Origin of the sequence: Polynucleobacter sp. JS-JIR-5-A7 (genome assembly GCF_018687935.1) — a bacterium.
GTDB lineage: Bacteria > Pseudomonadota > Gammaproteobacteria > Burkholderiales > Burkholderiaceae > Polynucleobacter.
The window spans coordinates 2137872-2160415 of record NZ_CP061308.1; the positions used below are offsets into that span (position 1 = coordinate 2137872).

General features: G+C 45.9%; 20 protein-coding genes, 1 tRNA gene and 1 pseudogene. 2 read left to right on the forward strand and 20 right to left on the reverse strand.

What is annotated here, in order from left to right; all coding sequences use genetic code 11:
• Positions 1–53: 53 nt before the first annotated feature.
• From AOC29_RS11190 to def, 13 genes are all read right to left on the reverse strand, one after another.
• Positions 54–407, reverse strand: a complete 354-nt coding sequence (locus AOC29_RS11190; RefSeq protein WP_112314313.1) for a hypothetical protein — start codon at positions 405–407, stop codon at positions 54–56.
• A 95-nt stretch (positions 408–502) separates the two neighbouring features.
• On the reverse strand, positions 503–814 hold the full coding sequence (locus AOC29_RS11195; protein ID WP_112295111.1) for a cytochrome c, class I: 312 nt from the start codon (positions 812–814) through the stop codon (positions 503–505).
• 10 nt (positions 815–824) lie between these two features.
• Positions 825–2045 (reverse strand): molybdopterin-dependent oxidoreductase, encoded by a 1221-nt coding sequence (locus AOC29_RS11200; RefSeq protein WP_112314314.1) that lies wholly within the window; start codon positions 2043–2045, stop codon positions 825–827.
• A gap of 334 nt (positions 2046–2379) precedes the next feature.
• Positions 2380–2589 (reverse strand): BrnA antitoxin family protein, encoded by a 210-nt coding sequence (locus AOC29_RS11205; protein WP_068949841.1) that lies wholly within the window; start codon positions 2587–2589, stop codon positions 2380–2382.
• Between the two features lie 11 nt (positions 2590–2600).
• Entirely contained in the window at positions 2601–2879 is a 279-nt protein-coding gene (locus tag AOC29_RS11210; RefSeq protein ID WP_215296050.1) for a BrnT family toxin, read from the reverse strand.
• A gap of 116 nt (positions 2880–2995) precedes the next feature.
• Positions 2996–3071, reverse strand: a tRNA-Phe gene (locus tag AOC29_RS11215).
• A 57-nt stretch (positions 3072–3128) separates the two neighbouring features.
• Complete coding sequence (locus tag AOC29_RS11220) at positions 3129–5333, reverse strand: OsmC domain/YcaO domain-containing protein (protein ID WP_215296051.1); 2205 nt, start codon at positions 5331–5333, stop codon at positions 3129–3131.
• Between the two features lie 109 nt (positions 5334–5442).
• The gene (locus AOC29_RS11225; RefSeq protein WP_215296052.1) at positions 5443–6126 is read right to left on the reverse strand and encodes a response regulator; all 684 of its coding nucleotides are present in this window, start codon (positions 6124–6126) and stop codon (positions 5443–5445) included.
• 2 nt (positions 6127–6128) lie between these two features.
• Positions 6129–8441: an ATP-binding protein gene (locus AOC29_RS11230; RefSeq protein WP_215296053.1), complete on the reverse strand. Its 2313-nt coding sequence runs from the start codon at positions 8439–8441 to the stop codon at positions 6129–6131.
• Entirely contained in the window at positions 8438–9019 is a 582-nt protein-coding gene (locus AOC29_RS11235) for a DUF4390 domain-containing protein (protein WP_215296054.1), read from the reverse strand. Before AOC29_RS11235 ends, AOC29_RS11230 begins: the two co-directional genes overlap by 4 nt.
• Positions 9016–10332, reverse strand: coding sequence for a 16S rRNA (cytosine(967)-C(5))-methyltransferase RsmB (gene rsmB, locus AOC29_RS11240; protein ID WP_251370009.1), 1317 nt, complete (start codon positions 10330–10332; stop codon positions 9016–9018). The genes AOC29_RS11235 and rsmB overlap by 4 nt, the downstream gene beginning before the upstream one ends.
• 16 nt (positions 10333–10348) lie before the next feature.
• On the reverse strand, positions 10349–11353 hold the full coding sequence (fmt, locus tag AOC29_RS11245) for a methionyl-tRNA formyltransferase (protein WP_215296055.1): 1005 nt from the start codon (positions 11351–11353) through the stop codon (positions 10349–10351).
• Positions 11354–11362: 9 nt separating this feature from the next.
• A complete protein-coding gene (gene def / locus AOC29_RS11250; protein ID WP_215297544.1) occupies positions 11363–11878 on the reverse strand; it encodes a peptide deformylase in 516 nt (171 codons plus the stop codon).
• Between the two features lie 76 nt (positions 11879–11954).
• Here def and dprA point away from each other — a divergent pair, with 76 nt between their 5' ends.
• Positions 11955–12638 (forward strand): DNA-processing protein DprA, encoded by a 684-nt coding sequence (gene dprA / locus AOC29_RS11255; RefSeq protein WP_215296056.1) that lies wholly within the window; start codon positions 11955–11957, stop codon positions 12636–12638.
• 205 nt (positions 12639–12843) lie between these two features.
• Positions 12844–15507, forward strand: a complete 2664-nt coding sequence (locus tag AOC29_RS11260; protein WP_251370010.1) for a DNA topoisomerase III — start codon at positions 12844–12846, stop codon at positions 15505–15507.
• On the opposite strand, the pseudogene mnmC reads toward AOC29_RS11260, so the two are convergent.
• From mnmC to rpmH, 7 genes and pseudogenes are all read right to left on the reverse strand, one after another.
• Positions 15477–16568: pseudogene (gene mnmC, locus AOC29_RS11385) on the reverse strand (FAD-dependent 5-carboxymethylaminomethyl-2-thiouridine(34) oxidoreductase MnmC); the annotation flags it as partial. The gene AOC29_RS11260 and the pseudogene mnmC overlap by 31 nt on opposite strands.
• 46 nt (positions 16569–16614) lie before the next feature.
• Positions 16615–18480 carry a phosphoenolpyruvate carboxykinase (GTP) gene (locus tag AOC29_RS11265; protein ID WP_215296057.1) on the reverse strand — a complete coding sequence of 622 codons (1866 nt, stop codon included), beginning with the start codon at positions 18478–18480 and terminating at the stop codon, positions 16615–16617.
• 90 nt (positions 18481–18570) lie between these two features.
• Entirely contained in the window at positions 18571–19932 is a 1362-nt protein-coding gene (gene mnmE / locus AOC29_RS11270; protein ID WP_215297548.1) for a tRNA uridine-5-carboxymethylaminomethyl(34) synthesis GTPase MnmE, read from the reverse strand.
• 42 nt (positions 19933–19974) lie between these two features.
• Positions 19975–21651: a membrane protein insertase YidC gene (gene yidC, locus AOC29_RS11275; protein ID WP_215296058.1), complete on the reverse strand. Its 1677-nt coding sequence runs from the start codon at positions 21649–21651 to the stop codon at positions 19975–19977.
• A gap of 6 nt (positions 21652–21657) precedes the next feature.
• A complete protein-coding gene (gene yidD / locus AOC29_RS11280) occupies positions 21658–21900 on the reverse strand; it encodes a membrane protein insertion efficiency factor YidD (protein ID WP_215296059.1) in 243 nt (80 codons plus the stop codon).
• A gap of 1 nt (position 21901) precedes the next feature.
• Positions 21902–22219, reverse strand: coding sequence for a ribonuclease P protein component (gene rnpA / locus AOC29_RS11285; protein WP_215296060.1), 318 nt, complete (start codon positions 22217–22219; stop codon positions 21902–21904).
• An 8-nt stretch (positions 22220–22227) separates the two neighbouring features.
• Positions 22228–22362, reverse strand: a complete 135-nt coding sequence (gene rpmH / locus AOC29_RS11290) for a 50S ribosomal protein L34 (RefSeq protein WP_011903922.1) — start codon at positions 22360–22362, stop codon at positions 22228–22230.
• Positions 22363–22544: the final 182 nt, after the last annotated feature.

Sequence of the window (22544 nt, forward strand, 5' to 3'; positions counted from 1 at the left end):
AGCCATGCTATCAATAGGATTGATCTTATTTAGACCAATCCCAACCAAGTAAATTAGGTGTTAGCTTTGGGTGGTTTAAATGCTGAGTCGGGGAAATTTTGCGAAAACAAAACTTCATTAACGATAGAGAACGAAGCCACTGCAATCGATGGAGAGAAAACGGTAATTTCAATTTCGCTAATATTAGCTGTTACATGGCTCATGAGGTACATGGTATGAACCTGCTCTTTGTCGTCAGCTGAGTCAGAGCTATTATGTGCTTGCTGTGACATTGAAGCATTGCTGTAGCTACCAGCAAGTTCTGCCCGCTCTATTGCGACTTGAATAAAAATACTTCCAGCGGCCACCTTAAATGCGATCATGAAGAGGCAAATGAATAAAACGAGTGTTTTACTACGAGGCAACATGGCTCAAATTCTATACCCGATTACTAAATTTGTCGTTTAAAACGACATTACAAGCACCAACCCTTAATCAGAAGCCTTTAAAAGATGCTTACTGTCTACTTCCTATTAGCCCCATAAGTCTTATTAAGGTAGTCGACTATGACTGGAACTTCCTCATCAGTAATAGGTGCCTTAAATACATTTTTCATCCTTAAAACTTGGGCATTCCAATAGCCAACTCCCGTATTGGGCGGTTGATATTCTGCATAGTGGGCAGAGTGACAGGTAGAGCATTTCTGTAAAGTCAGCTGATAGCCTGGCAAATCTGATGGCCTCCATAAAACAGTATCAGCTGGCAACTCAATCGTTTTAGCTTGTGCCATTTGTGCCAAAGCAAGAGCAGATAGAAGGAGGATAATTTTTTTCATATTCTTCTCCTTAAACCGCTGTGACTTTAACAGTCTCAACAATATTACGCATATAGCCAGCCGGCATCCAACTTGCGGTCATGGGCTGAACTTGGCCGGCATGATTAAATGCCCTAACCCTCAAGTCCAATGTCCCTTTTTGTTTTGGCGTAAATTCAATGCGCCACTCTCTAAATGAGAAACGACCCAGATCTTGGCCCAATCTTGCTTCTGTCCAATTTTGTCCATTGTCCTGAGAGAACAAAACTTTCTTTATTCCATAGCCAGCATCAAAGGCAATGCCTCGAGCTTGAACGGGCTTACCAACAGTAACAACACTATTGTCTGTGAAGTTCGTAATGAAAGAGCGAATCGTAAATTGATTAATTGGAATCGTTTTAGAAGGGGCAGTTCCTGGCGCAACACAGTTACAGTCATTATCAGGAATGCGATAAGCAGGATTCATCCAATAGCCGTTGTATACATCATCAACCACTTTAATTTCACTAAGATGTTTTACCCAATAAGTGCCGTAATAGCCAGGCACAATTAACTTGATTGGATAACCATTTAAGAAAGGAATATCTGTTCCATTCATTTGATAGGCAACCATGACATTGCCATCCATGGCGTGATCAATATCTAAGCCTTTTACGAAATCTGAATCACTTGGCAATACTGGCTGATCTAAGCCATCAAAGGTCACTTGCTTGGCGCCGCGACCAGGATTGGCCGCCTTCAAAATATCCTTTAAGGCAACGCCAACCCAAGCGGCATTACCCATCGCACCATTACCAAGTTGACCACCATTCACTCTAGGTTCAAACAAGCCACGACTGTTACCAGAGCATTGATTAACAGCAACAATGCGTTGAGATGGAAAGTTTTTCTTTAAAGACTCTAGGGAGATCTCCAAAGGCTTTTCTACATTGCCGCCAACTTTTAATCTATAAGTATTAGGGTCAATGGATGTTGGAATCCCGGCCATGTGATAACGCACAAAGAATTCATCGTTTGGCGTAATGACATGATTGTCGTAATACTTAAATGGGGTTTCTAATTGCGGCGGCCTAGAAGTCAATACAATCATGGGCTTCTTTTCAGGAAAGACCATGAGTTCGCGCTCACCATAGGCTATCGGTAAATTTATTTTCTCTGCTCCCATTGCCCAGGATGGCAATAATGAACTGGCTCCACCAGCCAAGGCCGCTGTAATGACTTTACGTCTATTGGTAAAGTTTTCTGAATTCATCAATGTCTCCTCCGCCCATAGCTATCTGGGCATCATGTTGATCTGGATCAATATAGCCCATAAATATAGAGCGTACGGGTAGGAGATACCCGCATAGACAGTGCCTTTATCACCAGCGTCGCTTAAATCGACACTTGACTGGCACAGGGATGAATCATCCCCCCCACACAACTGTCCTTTTAAAGGACAGCTCTTGATAGAGATATCCCAAACTAATGGCACCTAACCCTACCAACCCAAAAGAAAATAGCCCAACAAGTGGGCTATTGAGATTCTTGGTGGCCCGGGGCGGAATCGAACAGGGGCCTCAGGAAATTCTCATCCTACCCCTAGACTACTTCCAGCTAAGGTTCAATTTCTTATGCGAAGCGGCACAATCTCTCAAATAGAGATTAATGAGGCTTTGATAAGGAATTCCAACTTCTTCTGATACAGATTTGAAGTAACTCACTGAATCCTCATCCAATCTAATCGTAATGGGCTTCTTGAGCATAGAAGCATATGGATTTTTACGAGCTTTTGAGAAATCATATTCTTTACGCATTTTCATCACCTTTAATAAGCTTTTGACTCTCTAGGGGTTGCCTTACGAGCCGAAATAATACGAACGACATTACCCTCGCTTCGATAGCAATGGCAAACCAAAATCACACGAAGAGAATGGCTTACTCCCAGCAAGATAAATCTTTCTTCACCCTCCGAATGATCGGGATCGGAAATTAACTTAGCACTTTCATCATAGAACACAGATTTGGCCTCTTCAAAAGAGATGCCGTGTTTCTTTAGATTGGCTGAAGCTTTTCTAGGTTCCCATTCAAATCGTAACGAAGTCATATGTACATTGTACATATATCAGCTGGGATAATCAACCAGGGTTAAAAATCCTGAATCACGCAACCTTTCCGAAAGACCAAATGAAAAAACCACCCGAAGGTGGTTTTGGTATTTCTTGGTGGCCCGGGGCGGAATCGAACCACCGACACAAGGATTTTCAATCCTCTGCTCTACCGACTGAGCTACCAGGCCAAGAGTGAGAATTATAAATGAAAGTGTGTTTTAGCCTGAAAAATGGACTTGCTGGACTTAACTAGCTGTAGTTAAAGCCTTGGAGCGGGCAGCATGTAATTTCCTATAGCTGTCGATCAAGCGGTGGTGCCGGTCAAGTCCCTCGAGTTTTGTACTCGTTTGGGTCAGACCGTAAAAACGCAGTGTGCCATCTACAGAACCCATTACCGCGTCCATCCGCTCATTGCCAAACATACGGCGGAAGTTGACTTCGTAGTCATCAAGCTGCAAATCATCATCTAGCAGAATCTCTAGAACTGCATTTAAGGCCTGATAGAACAATTTGCGCTCGACTGTGTTGTCGTTGTATTGAAGGAAGGCGCCTACTAACTCATGTGCTTCATCAAATTGCTTTAATGCAAGATGAATTAACAACTTCAACTCCAGAACTGTTAACTGGCCCCAAGTTGTATTTTCATCAAACTCAATGCCAATTAATGTTGCAATGTCGCCATACTCATCTAGCTCGTTATTTTCTAGACGCTCAAGTAATGCACCCAGTCTAGCGTTATCTAATGTGTGTAGATTCAAAATATCAGCGCGAAATAACAAGGCGTTGTTCGTGTTATCCCAAACCAGATCTTCGATTGGATAAACCTCCGAATAACCTGGGACCAATATTCTGCAGGCTATCGCGCCTAGTTCGTCGTATACCGCAACGTAAGCCTCTTTATTCATATCCTTGAGGATGCCAAACAAGGCCGCAGCCTCCTCAGCATTAGAGCTCTCACCCCGCCCCGAGAAATCCCATTCAACAAATTTGTAATCGGACTTTGCGCTGAAAAAACGCCATGACACTATGCCGCTAGAATCAATAAAGTGTTCAACAAAGTTATTGGGTTCGGTCACCGCTTCGCTTGAAAAAGTGGGTGGGGGCAAATCATTAAGCCCCTCTAAGCTTCGACCCTGGAGTAATTCCGTTAAGCTTCGCTCCAATGCGATCTCTAAACGCGGGTGCGCTCCGAAGGAAGCAAATACGCCCCCTGTTCGCGGATTCATTAAGGTCACGCACATCACTGGATAAACCCCGCCAAGTGAGGCATCCTTTATCAACACTGGAAAGCCCTGCTCTTCTAATCCTCGAATCCCTTCCAGAATGCCGGGATACTTAGCCAGTACTTCCTGCGGCACATCGGGTAGAGCAATTTCACCTTCTAGAATTTCACGTTTAACTGCACGCTCGAAAATCTCTGATAGGCACTGTACTTGGGCCTCAGCGAGGGTGTTGCCAGCACTCATGCCATTGCTGACATAAAGATTTTCAATCAGGTTCGATGGAAAATAAATAGTCTTGCAATCAGATTGACGTACATAAGGTAACGAACAAATACCGCGCTCTACATTGCCTGAATTCGTATCAATTAAATGTGAACCACGCAACTCACCGTCAGGATTAAAAATTTCCAGGCAATATTCATCCAAAATTTCTGTTGGTAATGCATCATCGCCACCCGGTTGAAACCAGCGCTCATTTGGATAATGCACAAATGCTCTATTAGCGATATCCTCGCCCCAGTATGCGCCAGCATAAAAATGGTTGTTGCTTAATCGCTCGAGGTATTCTCCTAAAGCAGATGCTAAAGCGCTTTCTTTTGTTGATCCTTTCCCGTTGGTAAAACACATCGGCGAATGTGCATCGCGTATATGTAAGGACCACACGTTTGGAATAATGTTGCGCCATGAAGCAATTTCAATCTTGATTCCAAGGTTTGCTAACACACCAGACATATTGACAATGGTTTGCTCTAGGGGTAGATCCTTGCCGGCAATAAAAGTTTTTGCATCGGCAGCAGGCTTTAAAGTCAACAAGGTCTGCGCATCGGCATCCAAGTTTTTAACTTCTTCTATGACAAACTCTGGACCGGCTTGCACCACTTTTTTTACAGTACATCTCTCAATGGAGCGTAAAATACCTTGGCGGTCATTGGCAGAAATATCTTCTGGTAACTCAACCTGGATCTTAAAAATCTGCTGATAGCGATTTTCAGGATCGACAATATTATTTTGTGAGAGACGAATATTTTCGGTAGAGATCTTTCGGGTGTCGCAGTACAGCTTCACAAAATAAGCAGCGCATAGGGCCGATGAAGCCAGAAAATAATCGAATGGTCCAGGAGCTGAACCATCACCCTTATACCTTATCGATTGATCGGCAATCACGGTGAAGTCATCGAACTTAGCTTCAAGGCGAAACTTGTCGAGAAAGTTGACTTTAATTTCCATAGGAATGATTCCAAATAAGATATATCACTGGGGTGAGCACGGCCTTAGCTTTAAAACAAACGCACATGCAAAAATATTTACCAAGTGCTTGCGGCAAATATTGTCAGGCCTATTGCTCGCCCTTATTGCGTGATGTATCAATTCCTAAAGCTTTGAGCTTACGATATAAGTGCGTTCTCTCTAGTCCAGTGTATTCAGAGATCTTTGTCATGCTGCCACCCATAATTTGCATTTGATGCTCAAAATAGGCCTTTTCAAAAAGATCTCTGGCTTCTCGTAGGGGTAGATCAAAATACGTTTTGGCGATTCCACTGATGAACTCGCCTTCGGCAGGCGCTGGAGCAGGCTCAGTAGCAAGCGACTTTGGGGAAGCGCCTGCAGATAGGCTGGACTGAACTACTCTCTCTTCTGCTGGCTCTATATATTTTGGTGAATTCTCTAGGGCTTTGCTGACGGTCTTCAGAAGTTTTTGTAAAGCAATTGGCTTTTCTAAAAAATTCAGTGCGCCAATGCGTGTGGCTTCAACTGCCGTATCTATTGTGGCATGACCAGACATCATGACTACTGGCATGGTTAGCTGCCCAGTCTTTGACCACTCTTTTAATAAAGTAATACCGTCAGTATCTGGCATCCAAATGTCTAACAGCACCAGATCAGGACGCATTTGTTCACGAATAGTGCGCGCCTGAATAGCGCTCTCTGCAGCATAAACAGTATGGCCTTCATCTGTCAGAATCTCATTGAGAAGCTCACGAATGCCCATCTCATCATCCACGACCAAAATGCTCGCCATGCTTAGGCCGCCTCTTTTGCTAAGTTCATAAACAAAATAGATACTTGTGCACCGACCACTTCTTCTCCTCGCATACGATTTCGTATTTCTATTTTGGCACCGTGGTCGTCAATAATTTTTTTAACGACCGCCAAGCCTAATCCCGTGCCTTTACTCTTAGTTGTTACGTAAGGCTCAAATGCTCTTGCCAATATCTTAGCTGGAAATCCAACTCCACAATCACTTATTGTTAATCGCACTGCATTTTGAGTGGCCCCATCTTGCTCACCATAAGCCACCAACTCTGTTTTTACCTCGACTGGTTCAGCCTGATGACTGCCCTCCAGCGTAGCGTCTTGAGCGTTTTGGAGCAGATTATGAATAACTTGTCTCAGCTGAGTTGAGTCTCCCAAGATATTTGGGCAGCGTGGATCGAGCTGGGTTCGCAAGGGACTGCCCTCGTATAAACCGAGTATTTCCGTGGTGAGCGTATTAATGGAGACGGGCTTTAGTTGTGGTGTGGGGGTCTTTGCGAAATCCCTAAAGTCATTCACCATTTCTTTCATGGCTTGAACCTGTCCAATGATGGTCTCGGTGCTGCGATTGATCATGTCCTCTTGCTCGGGACTGAGCTTACCCGCAAGTTTGTGTTGTAAGCGCTCAGCAGAGAGCTGAATTGGGGTCAGTGGATTTTTAATTTCGTGGGCAAGGCGTCTTGCAACTTCACTCCAAGCAATGGATCTTTGTGCACTAATGACATCAGTAATATCATCAAAGACCACCATGCGCAGATCCGTCGTCAGCTGTGTGCCACGTACAAAAAGGGTTACACCTAACTCATTATCAAATTCATTAGCAGTATGAAGCTGAACTTGTTTTTGCCAGATAGGCGCCGCCTGTTGGGCTGATTCGGCTGCAGAATCAGACGCATCATTAGAAACGGCAAGCTTCAAGCTTGCGAAGCCTTCTTTAATGGCTTCTTCAAACTCCAAAAGCGCAGGATTACTACTCAGGGGTTTGCCGTCCAAAAGGGTTAAATCTTGTGCAAAGATGCGGTCTGCGCCAGCGTTGCTAGACACTACGTTATAGCTTTTATCAAAGATACACACCCCTGCAGTGAGGCTTCCCAAAACCTTTTCTAAAAAGGCCTTGGATTCTTGCAAAGATGTGCGCGCGTCGGCCAACTGCCTGGTCATCACATTAAATTGCCGTGTCAGCATGCCAAGCTCATCGCCCGTATCGAGCTCTGGCTTGGGCGACAAATCGCCTTGGGCAACTGCCTGAGTTCCTTTGAGCAACATCAGCAATGGTTTGGCAAGTTGACGGCCTAATACTAAGGCCAAAATCACCGCGACAAATAATGCAAAAAAGAGTGTCAGTGTGAGAGTGCCAACAAACATCTTGCGCAAACCGGTGCGGCCCAAAGACTTCTCTTGATAATCAGTATAGGCAGATTCAACCGCATCAATATTCTTAGATAGTGGGCCGGGAATGAAACGTACCAACTGAAGAAAGTATTTATCGTCTGGCTCTTTGTTGGAATCAAGCTTACTTTGGCCCGTCTTCTTGCGCACAATTGGCACAACCGCTCTTACACGATAACCGTGCTGACCATCTTCCATTTCAATTTGATCTATGAAGGTCAGACCCTTCTTTTTAAATGCCTCCGCAATGACATCTGCGCTAGGGGGGGGGAGATACTTTTTGGGCCTTACCTCACTAGTAAAGATCAAATTGCGTTGAATGCTAAAAAGACTAAGCTCTTGAATACCAAATTGATTACGAATCTTCATTGCCATGGCCGCAACCTGCTCAGTACTTGAGCCAGCAGGAACTAGTACAACTTGTTCGGCAATATAATTTCCTTCGGACAAAATTTCTTCTTGAGCAACCCTTAAGGTAACGCGCCCTAGTTCCAAGCCTGAGTTAAGCGCGGATTCGACTTGGACGTCAAACCAAGTTTCAATGCTTCGGGAAACGAACTGAAGAGAAACCCCATACAAAATTAATCCTGGCACCACCCCCACCAGTGCAAAAATCATTGCCAGTTTGGCAATCAAACGTGTGCCAAAGTGACCGCGACGCCAACGCACGGCAATCAAGATAGCTAAAGTCAAAATGACGAGCGTTAAGCAAACGCCAATGACCAGGTTTGCTGCATAAAGCCAAATAAAGTAACGGTCAAAGAATTCGGTGTTGGAGGAAGCAATCGATAACAAAGCCAATAGCAATAATGCCAATGCTCCAATCAAGCCTATTGCAGCTGGCAGTATTTTTTTCCGCCAGACCTTGGATTCAAAGAAGCTGGGCTTAGCCGATGTTATAGCTTGTCTCATCGCTTAATTAGATTTGATCCGCCGGTAGAAAAAGGCATGCGGAACCAATCACTAGAGACATTCCACTCTCTACTGTTCAGAGCATTTACCTGAAATGGTTTGGGTAGCTTGCTTAAATCCAAGGCCATGTGCAAGCTTGCGGTGTATGCTTTACTGGGGTCAAGCTGGCTGTTATCAATCACACGCCAACCACCAATACTGCCAACCGCTTGCAAGGCTTCAGAAATCGTTTTAGCAGAAAAACTAAAACCTTCGGAGGCAATACGATATTGCTGAGTCAAGGGCTGATAAGACAAGCGCGCTTGTCTTTGAGCAGAGATTGGTTTTTCATCAAACCAATACCAGCGCGAGCGCGTCAACTCAAAGTCTGTCTGAAAATAAAGCACAACACCTTTTTGTACAGCATCTTCCAAGCCCGGCGACAACTCAATTTGGAAGGTGGCATTTAGTAGCCAATCGTTATCGACCTTCTCTAGCTCAAAGGATTTGATTTTGATGCCCTCGGCATTAACGGCCGTTGAAAAAATACTCAAGGCCATCAAACCCAAAAAGATGAATTGCTTAATTCTTCGGCTCATGGCCCATTTTTCTTAAACAAAGCATAGTAAAAACCATCGTTCGCTTCGGTTGGCAAAAGCTGTCCTGGAGCATCTAATCGTAACGCATTGCCATGCTGCTGCGCAAACCAAGCTGCCTGCTCTTCACCCTCCTCCGGAAACACCGAACAAGTAACGTATAAAAGCAGTCCTGCGGGCTTGAGCATCTTCCATACCTGGGTCAAGATTTCACGTTGCTTTTTCTGCAAGGACTTGATGTCTGCCTCACGCCGTAAAAATGGAATATCTGGATGTCGAGAAACAATGCCCGAGGCCGAGCAAGGGGCATCTAACAAAATTTTGTCAAAGAGAGTGCCATCCCACCAAGCAGCTTTTGATGCGTCACCGCGAATTACCTTTACTTTTTCAGAGTGCAAGCGCAATCGATCTAAGTTGCCGCCAATTTTTCCAAGGCGAGCGCCGTCTAACTCTAGCGCAACCATCTGACAGTCTACTAGCTCTAATAGATGGGCTGTCTTTCCTCCTGGCGCTGCGCAAGCGTCTAGTATTAAATCACCAGGTTGGGGGTTCAATAGAATTGCTGCTAATTGAGCTCCAGCATCTTGTACTGATGCAGCACCACTATAAAAACCCGGCAACTCAGAAACAGGCATAGGATTTGTGATCAACAGCGCACTGGGTAAAGTAATGCCTGCTACCGACTCAATGGGAAAAGATGCAATACCAGCATCATTTAATAAAGCTTGATATTGCTCCCGCGTATATTGTTTTTGATTCACTCGCAAAATGAAGGGTGCGCGCTTCGCTTGAGCAAACAAAATGGTTTGCCATAGCTTCGAGTAATTTCGCTTGAGGTTTGCGCGCCACCACGCGGGAACATACATCGAGATAGGGTCTGGCGGGTAACTAGGTTTGCCCTCGGGGGGCTGCAAAATCAAACTCACTTTGCGAAGCACAGCATTTACTAAGCCCTTGGCATACATGGTTTGGTCGTACTCGCCACACGCTCTGACTGCCTGATCAACAATCGTATGGGTTGCATAGCCTTTGCCCTCGGTACCATCGCGCATAAACAACGCAATTGCAACACTCAATAAGTGATCAACTTCAGGTGGCGGAGTTTTGGGTACAAATTGTTTTATCAATTCATGAGAGCGAACCCATTTACGCAGCGCATCAAAACTCAAGCTTTGAACTATGGGTCTCTCGTGGGCATCTAGTTGGTCCAATACTTCGGTAAGAGACCTGCCACTCATAACCTCACCAATAGCTTGTGCGGCAATAGTGATTGCCTCTGAAAGTGGCAGGCTTTGGGCTGTTTTTTGATCTAGCAATGGGTTTTACTCGACGTCAAGATTGCTCGACCTTTGTTTTAAAACAAAATGGTTTTTCAGCAACATCAAATGTTTGCAAACAAAGTTTTGCGTTCATTCTTTTACCGCCGGGCTTTTGCATTTCTAAAACCTCAAGCACGCCAGAGCCGCACTGCACATAAATACTCTCGTCGCCAAACCCCAGAACTTCGCCAGGCAAACCCGACTTACTAGGAGCCTCTTTTGGCATGCATGAATTCCAAAATTTAATCCCATGCCCAGCAAAACTACTACTGGCACCAGGGAAAGGATTAAACGCCCGAATACGAGCATCAATTTGCTTTGCACTCAGGCTCCAGTCAATCTCAGCCTCTGCTTTTAATATTTTCTCTGCATAGGTAATGCCTATATTTGATTGCGGCATGCGAGCCAAAGGTTTAACACCCCCCAACTGAGCAAGCGTGTTCACAATTAACTTTGCGCCCAAAGCAGCTAATCTATCGTGCAAGGTCACGCTTGTTTCATTGGGCGCAATTTCAAGCTCCTCAAGCAAAACCGTGTCGCCCGTATCAAGGCCCGCATCCATCTGCATAATGCATACGCCCGTCTTATGATCGCCTGACTCTATAGCACGCTGAATGGGAGCGGCACCGCGCCAACGAGGCAATAGGGATGCATGAATATTAAAACTTCCATGCCTACCTGGACGCTCGCTAATATCCAAAATCTCTTGGGGCAATATCAAGCCATAAGCAACTACCACCATCGCATCAAAATCAAGCTGGGATAAGCGTTGATATGCTTCTTCTGCCTGTAGCTTTTTTTGCGCATCAGGATGATTGCGTTTCAGCGTTTCTGGCTGCATCACTGGTATCTGCTTCTCTAATGCAAACTCTTTGACAGGACTGGCTTGCAAATGCATTCCCCTGCCAGCGCGGCGGTCAGGCTGAGTGAGCGCGAGCACGATTTCATGGCCAGCCTCAGCAATTGCGCGCATCGCTTGCGCTGCAAACTCAGGGGTGCCGGCAAAGACAATTTTCATGCAGGGCGACTAGCGCTGACCTACCAATTCTTTGGCGCGCTTTTTCATTTTTTGTGAGATACGAGTTCGCTTGAGCAAGGATAGGTACTCAACAAATACTTTACCTTGCAGATGATCTAATTCGTGTTGCAAACAAACGGCTAATAGTCCATCAGCCTCAATCTCAAACTCCTTGCCATCAAGATCTAAAGCCTTCAAGCGTATTTGGGCTGGGCGTTCAACTTCATCATAAAACTCAGGCACTGAAAGACAGCCTTCGCGCCAAGATTTTGTTTCAGCACTCGCCCAAATAATTTCTGGATTAATAAAAACCATCAACTCATTTTGCTCATCAGAAACATCAATCACAACAATGCGCTCATGAATATCGACCTGTGTTGCAGCTAACCCAACTCCAGGCGCCTCATACATAGTGTCAGCCATATCAGCCACAATTTTTTTAACACGAGCATCTACCTGCGCCACAGGTTTAGCAACTTTATGCAAGCGTGGGTCGGGGTAACAAAGGACGGTTAACAAAGCCATGTAGGAATTATCTAACAGAGCAATCCGTCTGTCCTGATTGTTCATAATCCCCCGCAGATCAAAATGTTTGCTACCTATGCCATCAATACCAAGAACCATCCGCAAAATTGTGCGCGGGGATCAACATTACCCAGCTCGGCTCAATGATCTTTTCGACCCTCCAAGTTGCCTATATATAAAAGGGAATATTGGGCTGCTGCTGATGCCCATGATCGCCATTGTGGGCTCGCGCAACGCCAGTGCCAAAGGACTCAAAAATGCCAGCCACTTTGCCCAAAGCCTGTCTAAGGCTGGTGGCACCATTATTTCCGGGCTAGCCAAGGGAGTTGACGGGGCAGCACACCGCGCCACACTTGGTCTTGGGGCAAACCATCACACCTTAGCCGTATGCGGGACTGGGCTAGACATTGCCTACCCTCTTGAGCACCAAGGACTGATGACGACGATTGGGCATCATGGTTTATTGGTTTCAGAGTTTCCACCGGGGGTTGGTCCAAAAGCTTTTCACTTTCCCAGGCGCAATCGCATCATTGCAGCCCTGTCGCTAGGTGTAGTAGTAATCGAAGCTGCTGAAAAATCAGGCTCCTTAATCACTGCCCGTCTTGCCTGTGAGCTGGGAAGAGAGGTTTTTGCTTTACCCGGCCCCATTGATGACCCTCTTTTTGCAGGCTGCCATCAACTCATACAACAGGGGGCCAAGTTGGTTCGAAGCCCCCAAGATGTGCTGGAAGAGCTCATTTTTCTCAAAAACCCCATTTAAAGGGATTTTAAGAGGGTTTTATCCAACAAAAAGTCGCCTAATAGGAATCTCAAATGCTTTAAAAAGGGCTTTTTTGGACTTTTCAGGATTTATCGGTTAATAATAAAAAAGGGATCTGCAATAGGCTAAATCGTAATTTGGTTTAAATTGATCATCCTTTTTCCCTATTAAAAACATTTATTCAGGCTCAAATTTAGGCAAACGCGTGGCTAAAGCATCTACCAAAAGCAGTTCCAAGACCTCATCCGTGGATAACCCAAAGGCGCTGATCATTGCCGAAAAACCCTCGGTTGCCAATGACATCGCTAAAGCCCTGGGCGGCTTTACCAAGCATGAGGACTATTTTGAAAGCGATGACTTTCTAGTCTCGTCTGCTGTTGGCCATCTTTTAGAAATTGCTGCGCCAGAAGAATATGACGTCAAACGTGGCAAGTGGTCTTTTGCCAACCTGCCAGTGGTGCCCCCTTATTTTGATTTGCGCCCGATTGCTAAAACAGAGTCGCGCTTAAAAGTGTTACAAAAATTGATCAAGCGTAAAGACGTTACTTCATTGATTAATGCCTGTGACGCAGGGCGCGAAGGTGAGCTTATCTTCAGACTGATTGCCCAGCATGCAAAAGCATCGCAATCGATTAAACGCCTATGGCTTCAGTCGATGACGCCAGCATCCATTCGTGATGGCTTTATTAACCTGCGTAGCGATGAAGATATGCAGCCGCTTGCTGATGCAGCACGCTGCCGCTCTGAGGCTGATTGGCTCGTGGGTATTAATGGCACCCGCGCCATGACTGCTTTCAATAGCAAGAGTGGTGGCTTCTTCTTAACTACTGTGGGTCGCGTACAAACACCAACTCTCTCTATTGTTGTAGAGCGTGAAGAACTCATCCGCAAATTTATTTCAAAAGATTATTGGGAAGTAAAGGCGGAGTTTATTGCTGCAGCTGGAGTATATGAAGGTCGTTGGTTTGATCCTAAGTTTAAGAAAGATGTTGCCGAGCCTGATGCTCGTGAGAATCGTCTTTGGAGCGAAGCTGCAGCGCAAAGTATTGTGGCAGCTTGTCGCGGAAAAAAAGCAACCGTCAGTGAAGAAGCAAAACCGGCGACCCAGCTTGCACCACAACTTTTTGATTTGACTAGCTTGCAGCGCGAAGCTAATGCACGTTTTGGTTTCTCTGCAAAAAACACACTAGGCCTTGCGCAAGCTTTGTATGAACGCCATAAAGTATTGACTTATCCCCGTACTGACGCAAAAGCGCTGCCGGAAGATTATTTGGATACCGTGAAGCAAACCATGGAGAACCTTGCAGATCACTCGCAAGAATATCGTCCGTTTGCTAAACAAATTTTGCAGGGTGATCCCAAGGACCCCAAAGCAAAAGCAGGTTACGGTTGGATCAAACCTAATAAACGAATCTTTGATAACTCCAAGATTTCTGATCACTTTGCGATCATCCCAACCCTTGAGTCGCCGAAGAGTTTGAGCGAGCCAGAAGCAAAGCTTTATGACTTGGTAGTGCGTCGCTTCTTGGCTGTCTTCTATCCTGCTGCTGAATTCCGGGTCACGACTCGGATTACCGAAGCATCTGGGCATCACTTCAAAACAGAGGGTCGTGTTCTTGTAAATCCGGGCTGGCTAACTGTTTATGGCAAATCGAATCAGGCAGATGATGAGTTGGTGCCAGTGCAAGAAGGTGAAGCGGTTCAAACGGAATCGGTGATTTCTGTGCCCTTGAAAACCAAGCCCCCAGCCCGCTATACAGAAGCAACCTTGCTCTCTGCAATGGAAGGTGCAGGCAAATGGGTTGATGATGATGAAATGCGGGAAGCCATGGCCGAAAAAGGTCTTGGGACTCCAGCAACGCGAGCAGCCATCATCGAAGGCTTGCTGGCCGAAAGATACATTGTGCGCGAAGCGCGTGAACTGATTCCTACCGCGAAAGCATTCCAGCTAATGACTTTGCTGCGCGGCTTAGATGTAGAAGAATTAACTCGCCCTGATTTAACGGGCAGCTGGGAAAATAAGTTATCGCTCATCGAGCAAGGGAAGATGAATCGCGACACCTTCATGCAAGAAATTGCACAGATGACTCAACGCATTGTGAAACGCGCAAAAGAATATGACAGCGACACTATCCCAGGTGACTACGCAACAATGACCACGCCCTGCCCACACTGCAAAGGGCCGGTGAAAGAAAACTATCGTCGCTTTGCTTGTGAAAAATGTGGCTTTACGATTAGCAAAACTCCCGGTGGGCGCGCATTTGAATACCCTGAAGTAGAAGAGCTGTTACGTGAAAAAACGATTGGGCCTTTACAAGGATTTCGCAGCAAAATAGGTCGCCCCTTTGCCGCCATCATTAAGCTAACTGAAATTCCAGAAGATGATGCTGACTATCCAAATGCAGGCTTTAAATTAGAGTTTGATTTTGGCAACACGCAAGATGACGAAACGGAAGCGATAGATTTCACCGGTCGCCAAGCTTTAGGCGTATGTCCAAAATGTTCTGGTGCCGTTTATGAAGATGGCATGCGCTATGTTTGCGAAAACAATACTGGCCCTAGTAAATCTTGCGACTTCAAAACAGGTAAAGTTGTCCTTCAGCAAGAAGTGTCGGCTGAACAAATTCAAAAATTGCTCAAAGAAGGTAAGACGGATTTGCTGACCAACTTCAAATCTAACCGCACTGGGCGAGGCTTTAAGGCCTACTTAGCACTTGGCTCTGATGGAAAAATTGGTTTTGAATTTGAGGCTAAAGCACCTGGTGCAGCCAAAGCGCCCGCTAAGAAGCGTGCGGGTGCCAGCGCTGCAACTAAGTCCGCAGCAAAACCTAAGCGCGTAAGCAAGGCAAAGTCGTCCTCTAGTAGCTGAGCTGTAACTAGCTTAGCCGCTAAGGCTGACCACAAAATCCCCCTTGACCCCAAGGCAGTAGCCAAGAAAATTCCCGGGCGCTGACGAAGCGCTCCAATGATTGGAAGACGATCGCCAGCAACACAGCGCACGCCAACAAACTCATCGTTTTTAATAAGGCTGCTGGAATCCCCCTCTGGATAGTCAAGCAAGCCTTTTGCCTGTGCGCGATTAAATTCATCGCTCGCCTCTCTTGGAGACAAGTCATCTTCGCCTTCATCAAAACTAGAGCCAACGATCCAGCGATAGCTGCCGTCTTCTAGCTGCTCTGCTGGCAAACAATAGCCATCCCCTGAAATGCCTACCTTAGGCAACTTTGACACCCAAGGGTCATCGGGCCCAATTGAAAAAATACTGAGTTGCCCGCGCACTGGTTTTAGGGGGAGATGCACCCCGAGGCTATTAATTAAATCTTTGCTATCGATTGCTGTAGCAATCACGACCTTCTTCGCACTGATGAGCACATTGTTTGAACAATCAAATAAGTGCCATATTCCATTGCACTCTTCCAGCCTTGTAATACGAGTACTCCAAAGGCATCTTAGGCGCTCATGCTCCTTCAGTAGTTGCTTGCTTGCCTCCAATAAATTTAAGCAAGCCCCGCGAGAAATCCAAACACCGCTTTGTGAGATGCCACACATTGTTCTGGCTTCTTCAACATCGAGAGCAATCGCAATGTCTTCTTTTAAATCTAGAGAATGAAGGTGGGCCGAGACTTCTGCGCGATTAAACTCTCTATCTTTTTTTGTCGGCTGAAAAATACCATGTGCTCTCCAAGTCTTTCCCCACCGAGCTTCGGCCAACAAAAATGCCAGGCGCGTTAAGCGTAATAAACGAGGGGAGCCTTTTCCAATATGCGGGTGCGCTATCGCATAGGCATGACTGGAGCAAGCGGTAGCAGGGGAGTGAGAGGCATCAATAACGCAGACGGACTTGCCGCGTTCGAGCAACTCATTTGTGATGGTTGCGCCACAAATGCCTGCCCCAATCACCACGATTTCATGGTGATGGGGTTCGGTCATTAATTTAATCTAGGGGTAGCGTAAAAATTACTAATAGCTTTGCAGCTTACACGTTCAAGCGCTGTTCGATCTTGGCACGAGTCTCTTGCAACTCTTTAGGCAAACGCTCGCCAAGGTGATCAAACAATTCTGTGTGCAGCTTCAGCTCATTTTTCCAGTCATCAACGGCTACATGGATCGCTTTAGCAAACTTCTCAGCAGAGTAGTCCAGGCCGCCCCAATGCATATCGGTGTGTTCTGGGCAAATACCAAATGGGGTTTCTTTACCGCTTGCTTTACCTTCAGCACGATTCAAGATCCATGAAAGAACCCGCATGTTCTCGCCAAAGCCTGGCCATATAAACTTACCATTTTCGTCTTTACGGAACCAGTTCACACAGTAGATCTTCGGCAATACGGCGCCGTCCGCCTCAAGCTTCTTACCAATGTTGAGCCAATGCTGGAAGTAGTCGCTCATGTTGTAACCAGCAAACGCAATCATTGCAAATGGGTCTCGACGTACGACACCAATTTGACCAGTAATCGCAGCGGTGGTTTCTGAGCCCAAAGTAGCAGCCATGTAAACACCCTCTACCCAATCGCGCGCTTCACTTACCAATGGCACGGTATTAGAACGGCGGCCACCGAATAAGAACGCATCAATTGGAACGCCTTCTGGGTCATCCCACTTTGGATCTACTGCAGGGTTATTGGTCGCAGCTACTGTAAAGCGTGAGTTTGGATGGGCAGCTTTACGGCCTGCAGCGCCATCTGCTGGAGTCCAGTCTTTCCCCTGCCAATCAATCAAATGTGCTGGTGGTGTCTCTGTCAAACCCTCCCACCAAACATCACCATCATCAGTTAAGCCAACGTTCGTAAAGATCACATCTTGGTTTAAGGAGTCGATACAGTTTTGGTTGGTTTGGCGGTTTGTGCCAGGGGCAACACCGAAGTAACCAGACTCTGGGTTGATTGCGAACAAACGTGTTTTGCCGGTAACCGAGTCTTTGCGTGGCTTGATCCATGCAATGTCATCACCAATTGTGGTGACTTTCCAGCCGTCAAATCCTTTTGGTGGAATCATCATAGAGAAGTTGGTTTTTCCACAGGCGGATGGGAATGCGGCAGCAATGTGGTATTTCTTGCCTTCAGGTGAAGTTACGCCAAGAATCAACATATGCTCAGCCAACCAACCTTGATCGCGACCCATATTGGATGCAATACGCAATGCGAAACATTTTTTCCCCAACAAAGCATTGCCGCCGTAGCCTGAACCAAAAGACCAAATCTCGCGCGTCTCTGGGTAATGAACAATGTATTTGGTTTTGTTATTCGGCCATGCAACGTCTTTTTCACCGGCTGCCAATGGTTTGCCTACGGTGTGGATACAAGGAACGAACTCGCCATCTGCGCCCAACTGATCGATCACTGCCTTGCCCATACGGGTCATGAGGCGCATATTGATTGCAACATAAGGGCTGTCAGATAACTCAACGCCGATGTGGGCAATTGGCGAGCCGATTGGGCCCATTGAAAATGGCACTACATACATTGTTCTGCCACGCATACAACCATCAAATAATGGATTTAATGTTGCGCGCATTTCATTTGGCTCCACCCAGTTATTGGTAGGTCCAGCATCTTCTTTTTTAGCCGAACAAATGAAAGTGCGGTCTTCAACGCGGGCGACATCTTCTGGGTCAGAAAGCGCTAAAAATGAATTTTTCCGTTTTGCAGGATTGAGTCGCTTGAAAACCCCGGCACTTACCAATAATTCACACAACTCATCGTACTCAGCTTGAGAGCCGTCGCACCAACGAATGGTGTCAGGCTTTGTGAGTGCAGCCACCTCTGAAACCCACTCAATTAAACGCTCGTTTTTTACGTAAGCCGGCGCATTCGCATTCACTTGGCCGCTAATAGTTGAAGTCATATGTTTCCCCATGAAGATTGAATTTTTTAATCCAATGATTTTATCATTTTGGACATATTTGACGGCTCAGCAAGTCACACGACCAAGCTCTTATTTGCCGATACAGAATTGGCTAAAAATTTTGCCCAAAAGGTCATCTGGTAGGAGCTTGCCCGTTATTTGGCCAAGATGATTTTGGGCCAAAGATAGCTCTTCTGCGAACAATTCAAGCGAATTATTACCATTTGCAGCAAATTTTTCTGATTTTTCAATATGTTCGGCGGCGCGCTCTAAACAATCCAAGTGGCGCCTGCGAGCAACAATTGCCCCTTCTTGAGGGCCACTCCAGCCAACGGTTTCGAGAATTTTCTGTTTCAGGGCTTCAACACCCTCGCCTGTTTTCGCCGAAATCAACAAAGCCCTATCTTTTATGACGCCGGAATTTTTATCCAATAAATCAGACTTATTCATCAACTCCAAAACGGGGCAATTGGCGGGTGCGGCATCCAAAATTTGAACCCTTAAATCATTAGCTTCTTTTTCGGCATTCGGGGCGGTCAAGAAAATAATCAAATCTGCCAGACGAATCGCATCCCAGGTTCTCTCAATCCCCTTTGCCTCAACCTCGTCCGAGGTTTGCCTTAATCCAGCGGTATCAATAATGTGCATTGGCACCCCCTCAATCTGGATGCTTTCTTTCACTCTATCCCGGGTGGTGCCAGCAATAGGAGTCACGATAGCAACTTCCTCACCGGCCAGCCTATTTAAGAGTGAGCTCTTGCCAACATTGGGGGCGCCAGCCAATACCAGCTGTATGCCATCGCGCAAAATTTTTCCTTGCTTGGCGTTGTTGCGCAGCGCTTGAAGTTTTGTTTTCACTGCCGAAAGACGATCGCGTGCTTGCGCGTTTTCTAGAAACTCGATTTCTTCTTCGGGGAAATCAAGGGTCGATTCCACCAAAATTCTTAGCTGGGTAATTTCTTCAACAAGACTATTGATGTCGTCTGAAAAGGCGCCCTGCAAGGATCTGGCAGCTCCACGGACGGCTGCCTCACTCTGTGCATCAATCAAGTCTGCTATTGCCTCAGCCTGGGCTAAGTCAACTTTGTTATTGAGATAGGCGCGTAGAGTGAACTCACCGGGCTCAGCGATAACGAGACCAGCTTCTTTGCCAAGCTCGAGGCAGCGCCTCATTACTAGCTCAAGCAGCTGAGGGCCGCCATGGCACTGCAACTCCAAAACATCTTCGCCAGTAAACGAAGCGGGTGCGGCAAAATAAATTGCTACCAATTGGTCGATGAGCTGCCCGCCCGCATCGCGCAAGCTGAGCAGGGTTGCTTGGCGAGGAAGTAGATCCCTTTGAAAAAGGGCTTTGATGATTGGCCTTAGGTATTGTCCACTCAAGCGGACAATACCAACCCCAGCTTTACCTGGGGCGGTTGCTACAGCAATGATGGGAAGCTTACGAGTCATCATTGCTGTTTGTTTTTCATGAAATGCTATGCCATCAACAAATTACTTGGCTTCTTTTTTTCCAAACATTTGGTTGATCTGCCACTGTTGTGCAATGGACAACAAATTATTAACCACCCAGTACAAAACTAAGCCTGCAGGGAAGAAAAAGAACATGATCGAAAACACGATCGGCATATACAACATGACCTTAGCCTGAATTGGATCTGGTGGGGTTGGATTAAGTTTAGTTTGCACAAACATGGATACCGCCATGATCACTGGCAAGATGTAAAAAGGATCCGGCACGGATAAGTCCTGTATCCAAAGAACCCATGGTGCGCCGCGCATCTCGACAGATGACAACAATACCCAGTACAAAGAAATAAATACGGGAATCTGAATCACTACAGGCAAACAGCCGCCGAGTGGATTGATTTTTTCTTTGCGATACATCTCCATCATGGCTTGATTAAGCTTTTGTGGATCGCCTTTATATTGCTCTCTCATCGCCATCAAACGCGGCTGAACCTCTTTCATACGAGCCATCGATTTATAGCTAGCAGCGGAGAGCGGGAAGAAGACCAATTTAATTAAGATTGTTAACAGAATGATGGCCCAACCCCAATTGCCTACATAACCGTGGATTTTTTCCAACAACCAGAAAATAGGTTTGGCAAGAATTGTGAGATAGCCATAGTCCTTCAAGAGCTCAAAACCTGGGGCAATGGTTTCTAAAACTTTTTCTTCTTGTGGTCCAACGAAGAGCTGTGCTTTTTCAGTCGCCACTGTTCCTGGCGCAACAATACCCAATGGGGTCTGCATGCCAACGCGATACAGGCCGTTATCAATTTTTCCAGCGTAGATATCACGGACAACCTTATCGCCCGGAATCCAGGCGCTAGCAAAATAGTGTTGCACCATGGCAATCCAAGCTGGATCGCCTGCAGGCACTTGCTTTGGCAGTGTGATTTTGTTTTTATCAATCTCCGTGAATTCAAGCTTATTGAACTTTTCTTTGTCGGTATAAGCAGCTGGTCCAGTAAAGGTGCTAGCAGAGAAAGCACCATCAAACGGTCCAATTTTTTGTTCTTGCGAACCATCACGCACAATCTCGGTATAGAGAACCAAAGGGTTTGGATTTGTCACGCTTTGTGTAACCCGGTGACCGACATCCACCACATAACTTCCTGGATTAAGGATGAAGGTTTTTTCGAGCTTTACGCCACCTCGTTCGCTGGCAAGCACAACAAACGGTCTGCCTGAACCATCTTTGCCAGACTGAACCAACTTAAAGGTGCTTGTATGGTTTGGCAAATCATTGTTGTTGAGGGTGATTAACCCAGATCTCGCAAAATATTTATGGTTTGGTGTGTATTGGAATAGCTCAACCGGTTTTTTTTCCGCAGTTAAGGCTTTGAGGAGTTTTGCGTCAATAACATTTGCACCGCTCGCGCTTATCTCCAAAACTAGCACGTCGTTTTGTAATACAAACTTTTCTGCGCCCTCAATTGAGCCAACATTTGCAGTTGGTGCTGCTGTAGCGGTCTTTGTGACACCAGAAATTTGCGTGGGCACATCTAATTTACTGGCTGTGCCTGTCTTGTCTGCGGCTGCGGGCGCTGCAACTGGGGCAGCAGCGAACATCGATGGTTTGCCCTCATGTACCTGCCAATTGTTGTACAACATGAGGCCTGATAGTGAAAACACAGCCCAAAGAATTGTTTTTTTAAAGTCCATTTGTATTCACTTAAATGATTGAGACGTTTGTTTTACCGCAGGATCATAACCGCCTTGTGACAAAGGGTTACAACGCAAAATGCGCCATGCCGTTAAGCCAAAGCTTTTGAAAAATCCATAATGATGAAAGCAGTCACAGGCATATTGAGAGCAGCTAGGCACATACTTACACCGCATGCCAATGTAAGGGCTAAGTGCAAGTTGATACAAGCGCACCAAGCTCACTGCGACCTTATTTAAAACGCGCACCCTAAATAAGCTCCATCACCTGAGAGCGCAGGAGATCTTTCTCTTTTTTTCTGAGTCTGCCGCGAGTTTGACGACCAATTGGCTTTTTAAGCTTAAGGACAACATCTTTGTTAAATGCCGTTGCCTGTGCAGTCCAAACTATTTCACGAATCATTCGCTTCAAGCGATTTCGGTCTACGGCGCGTTTAACCAATTTTTTGGCTACTGCAATTCCTAGGTCAGGCTTGGCGCCATTTTGAGCGCCCACAGAATACATGCCCCAAGACAGATTTGTTTTGGGGCGCGATTTAAGTAATTCAGAAATCCTTGCGCTATTCAATGGCTAAATTACACAGCCAAACGTTTGCGACCTTTTGCGCGGCGTGCATTTAATACAGCGCGTCCGCTCTTGGTTTTCATACGAATACGAAAGCCGTGGGTGCGCTTGCGACGTGTTACTGATGGTTGATAAGTTCTTTTCATGATAGATCCCTGGAAAACCCACTATTTTCCTTGTTGCGAAGCAAAAGGTCAATCTATCTCAATAAATATGTAGGTGTTTTTCTCTATTTTTACTTACTTTTTGACTAAAACATTAATTCATAAGGGATTTTTTCTTTTATTCACAAGTTATCCACAGTTTTTCCACGAACTTTTACCTTGTG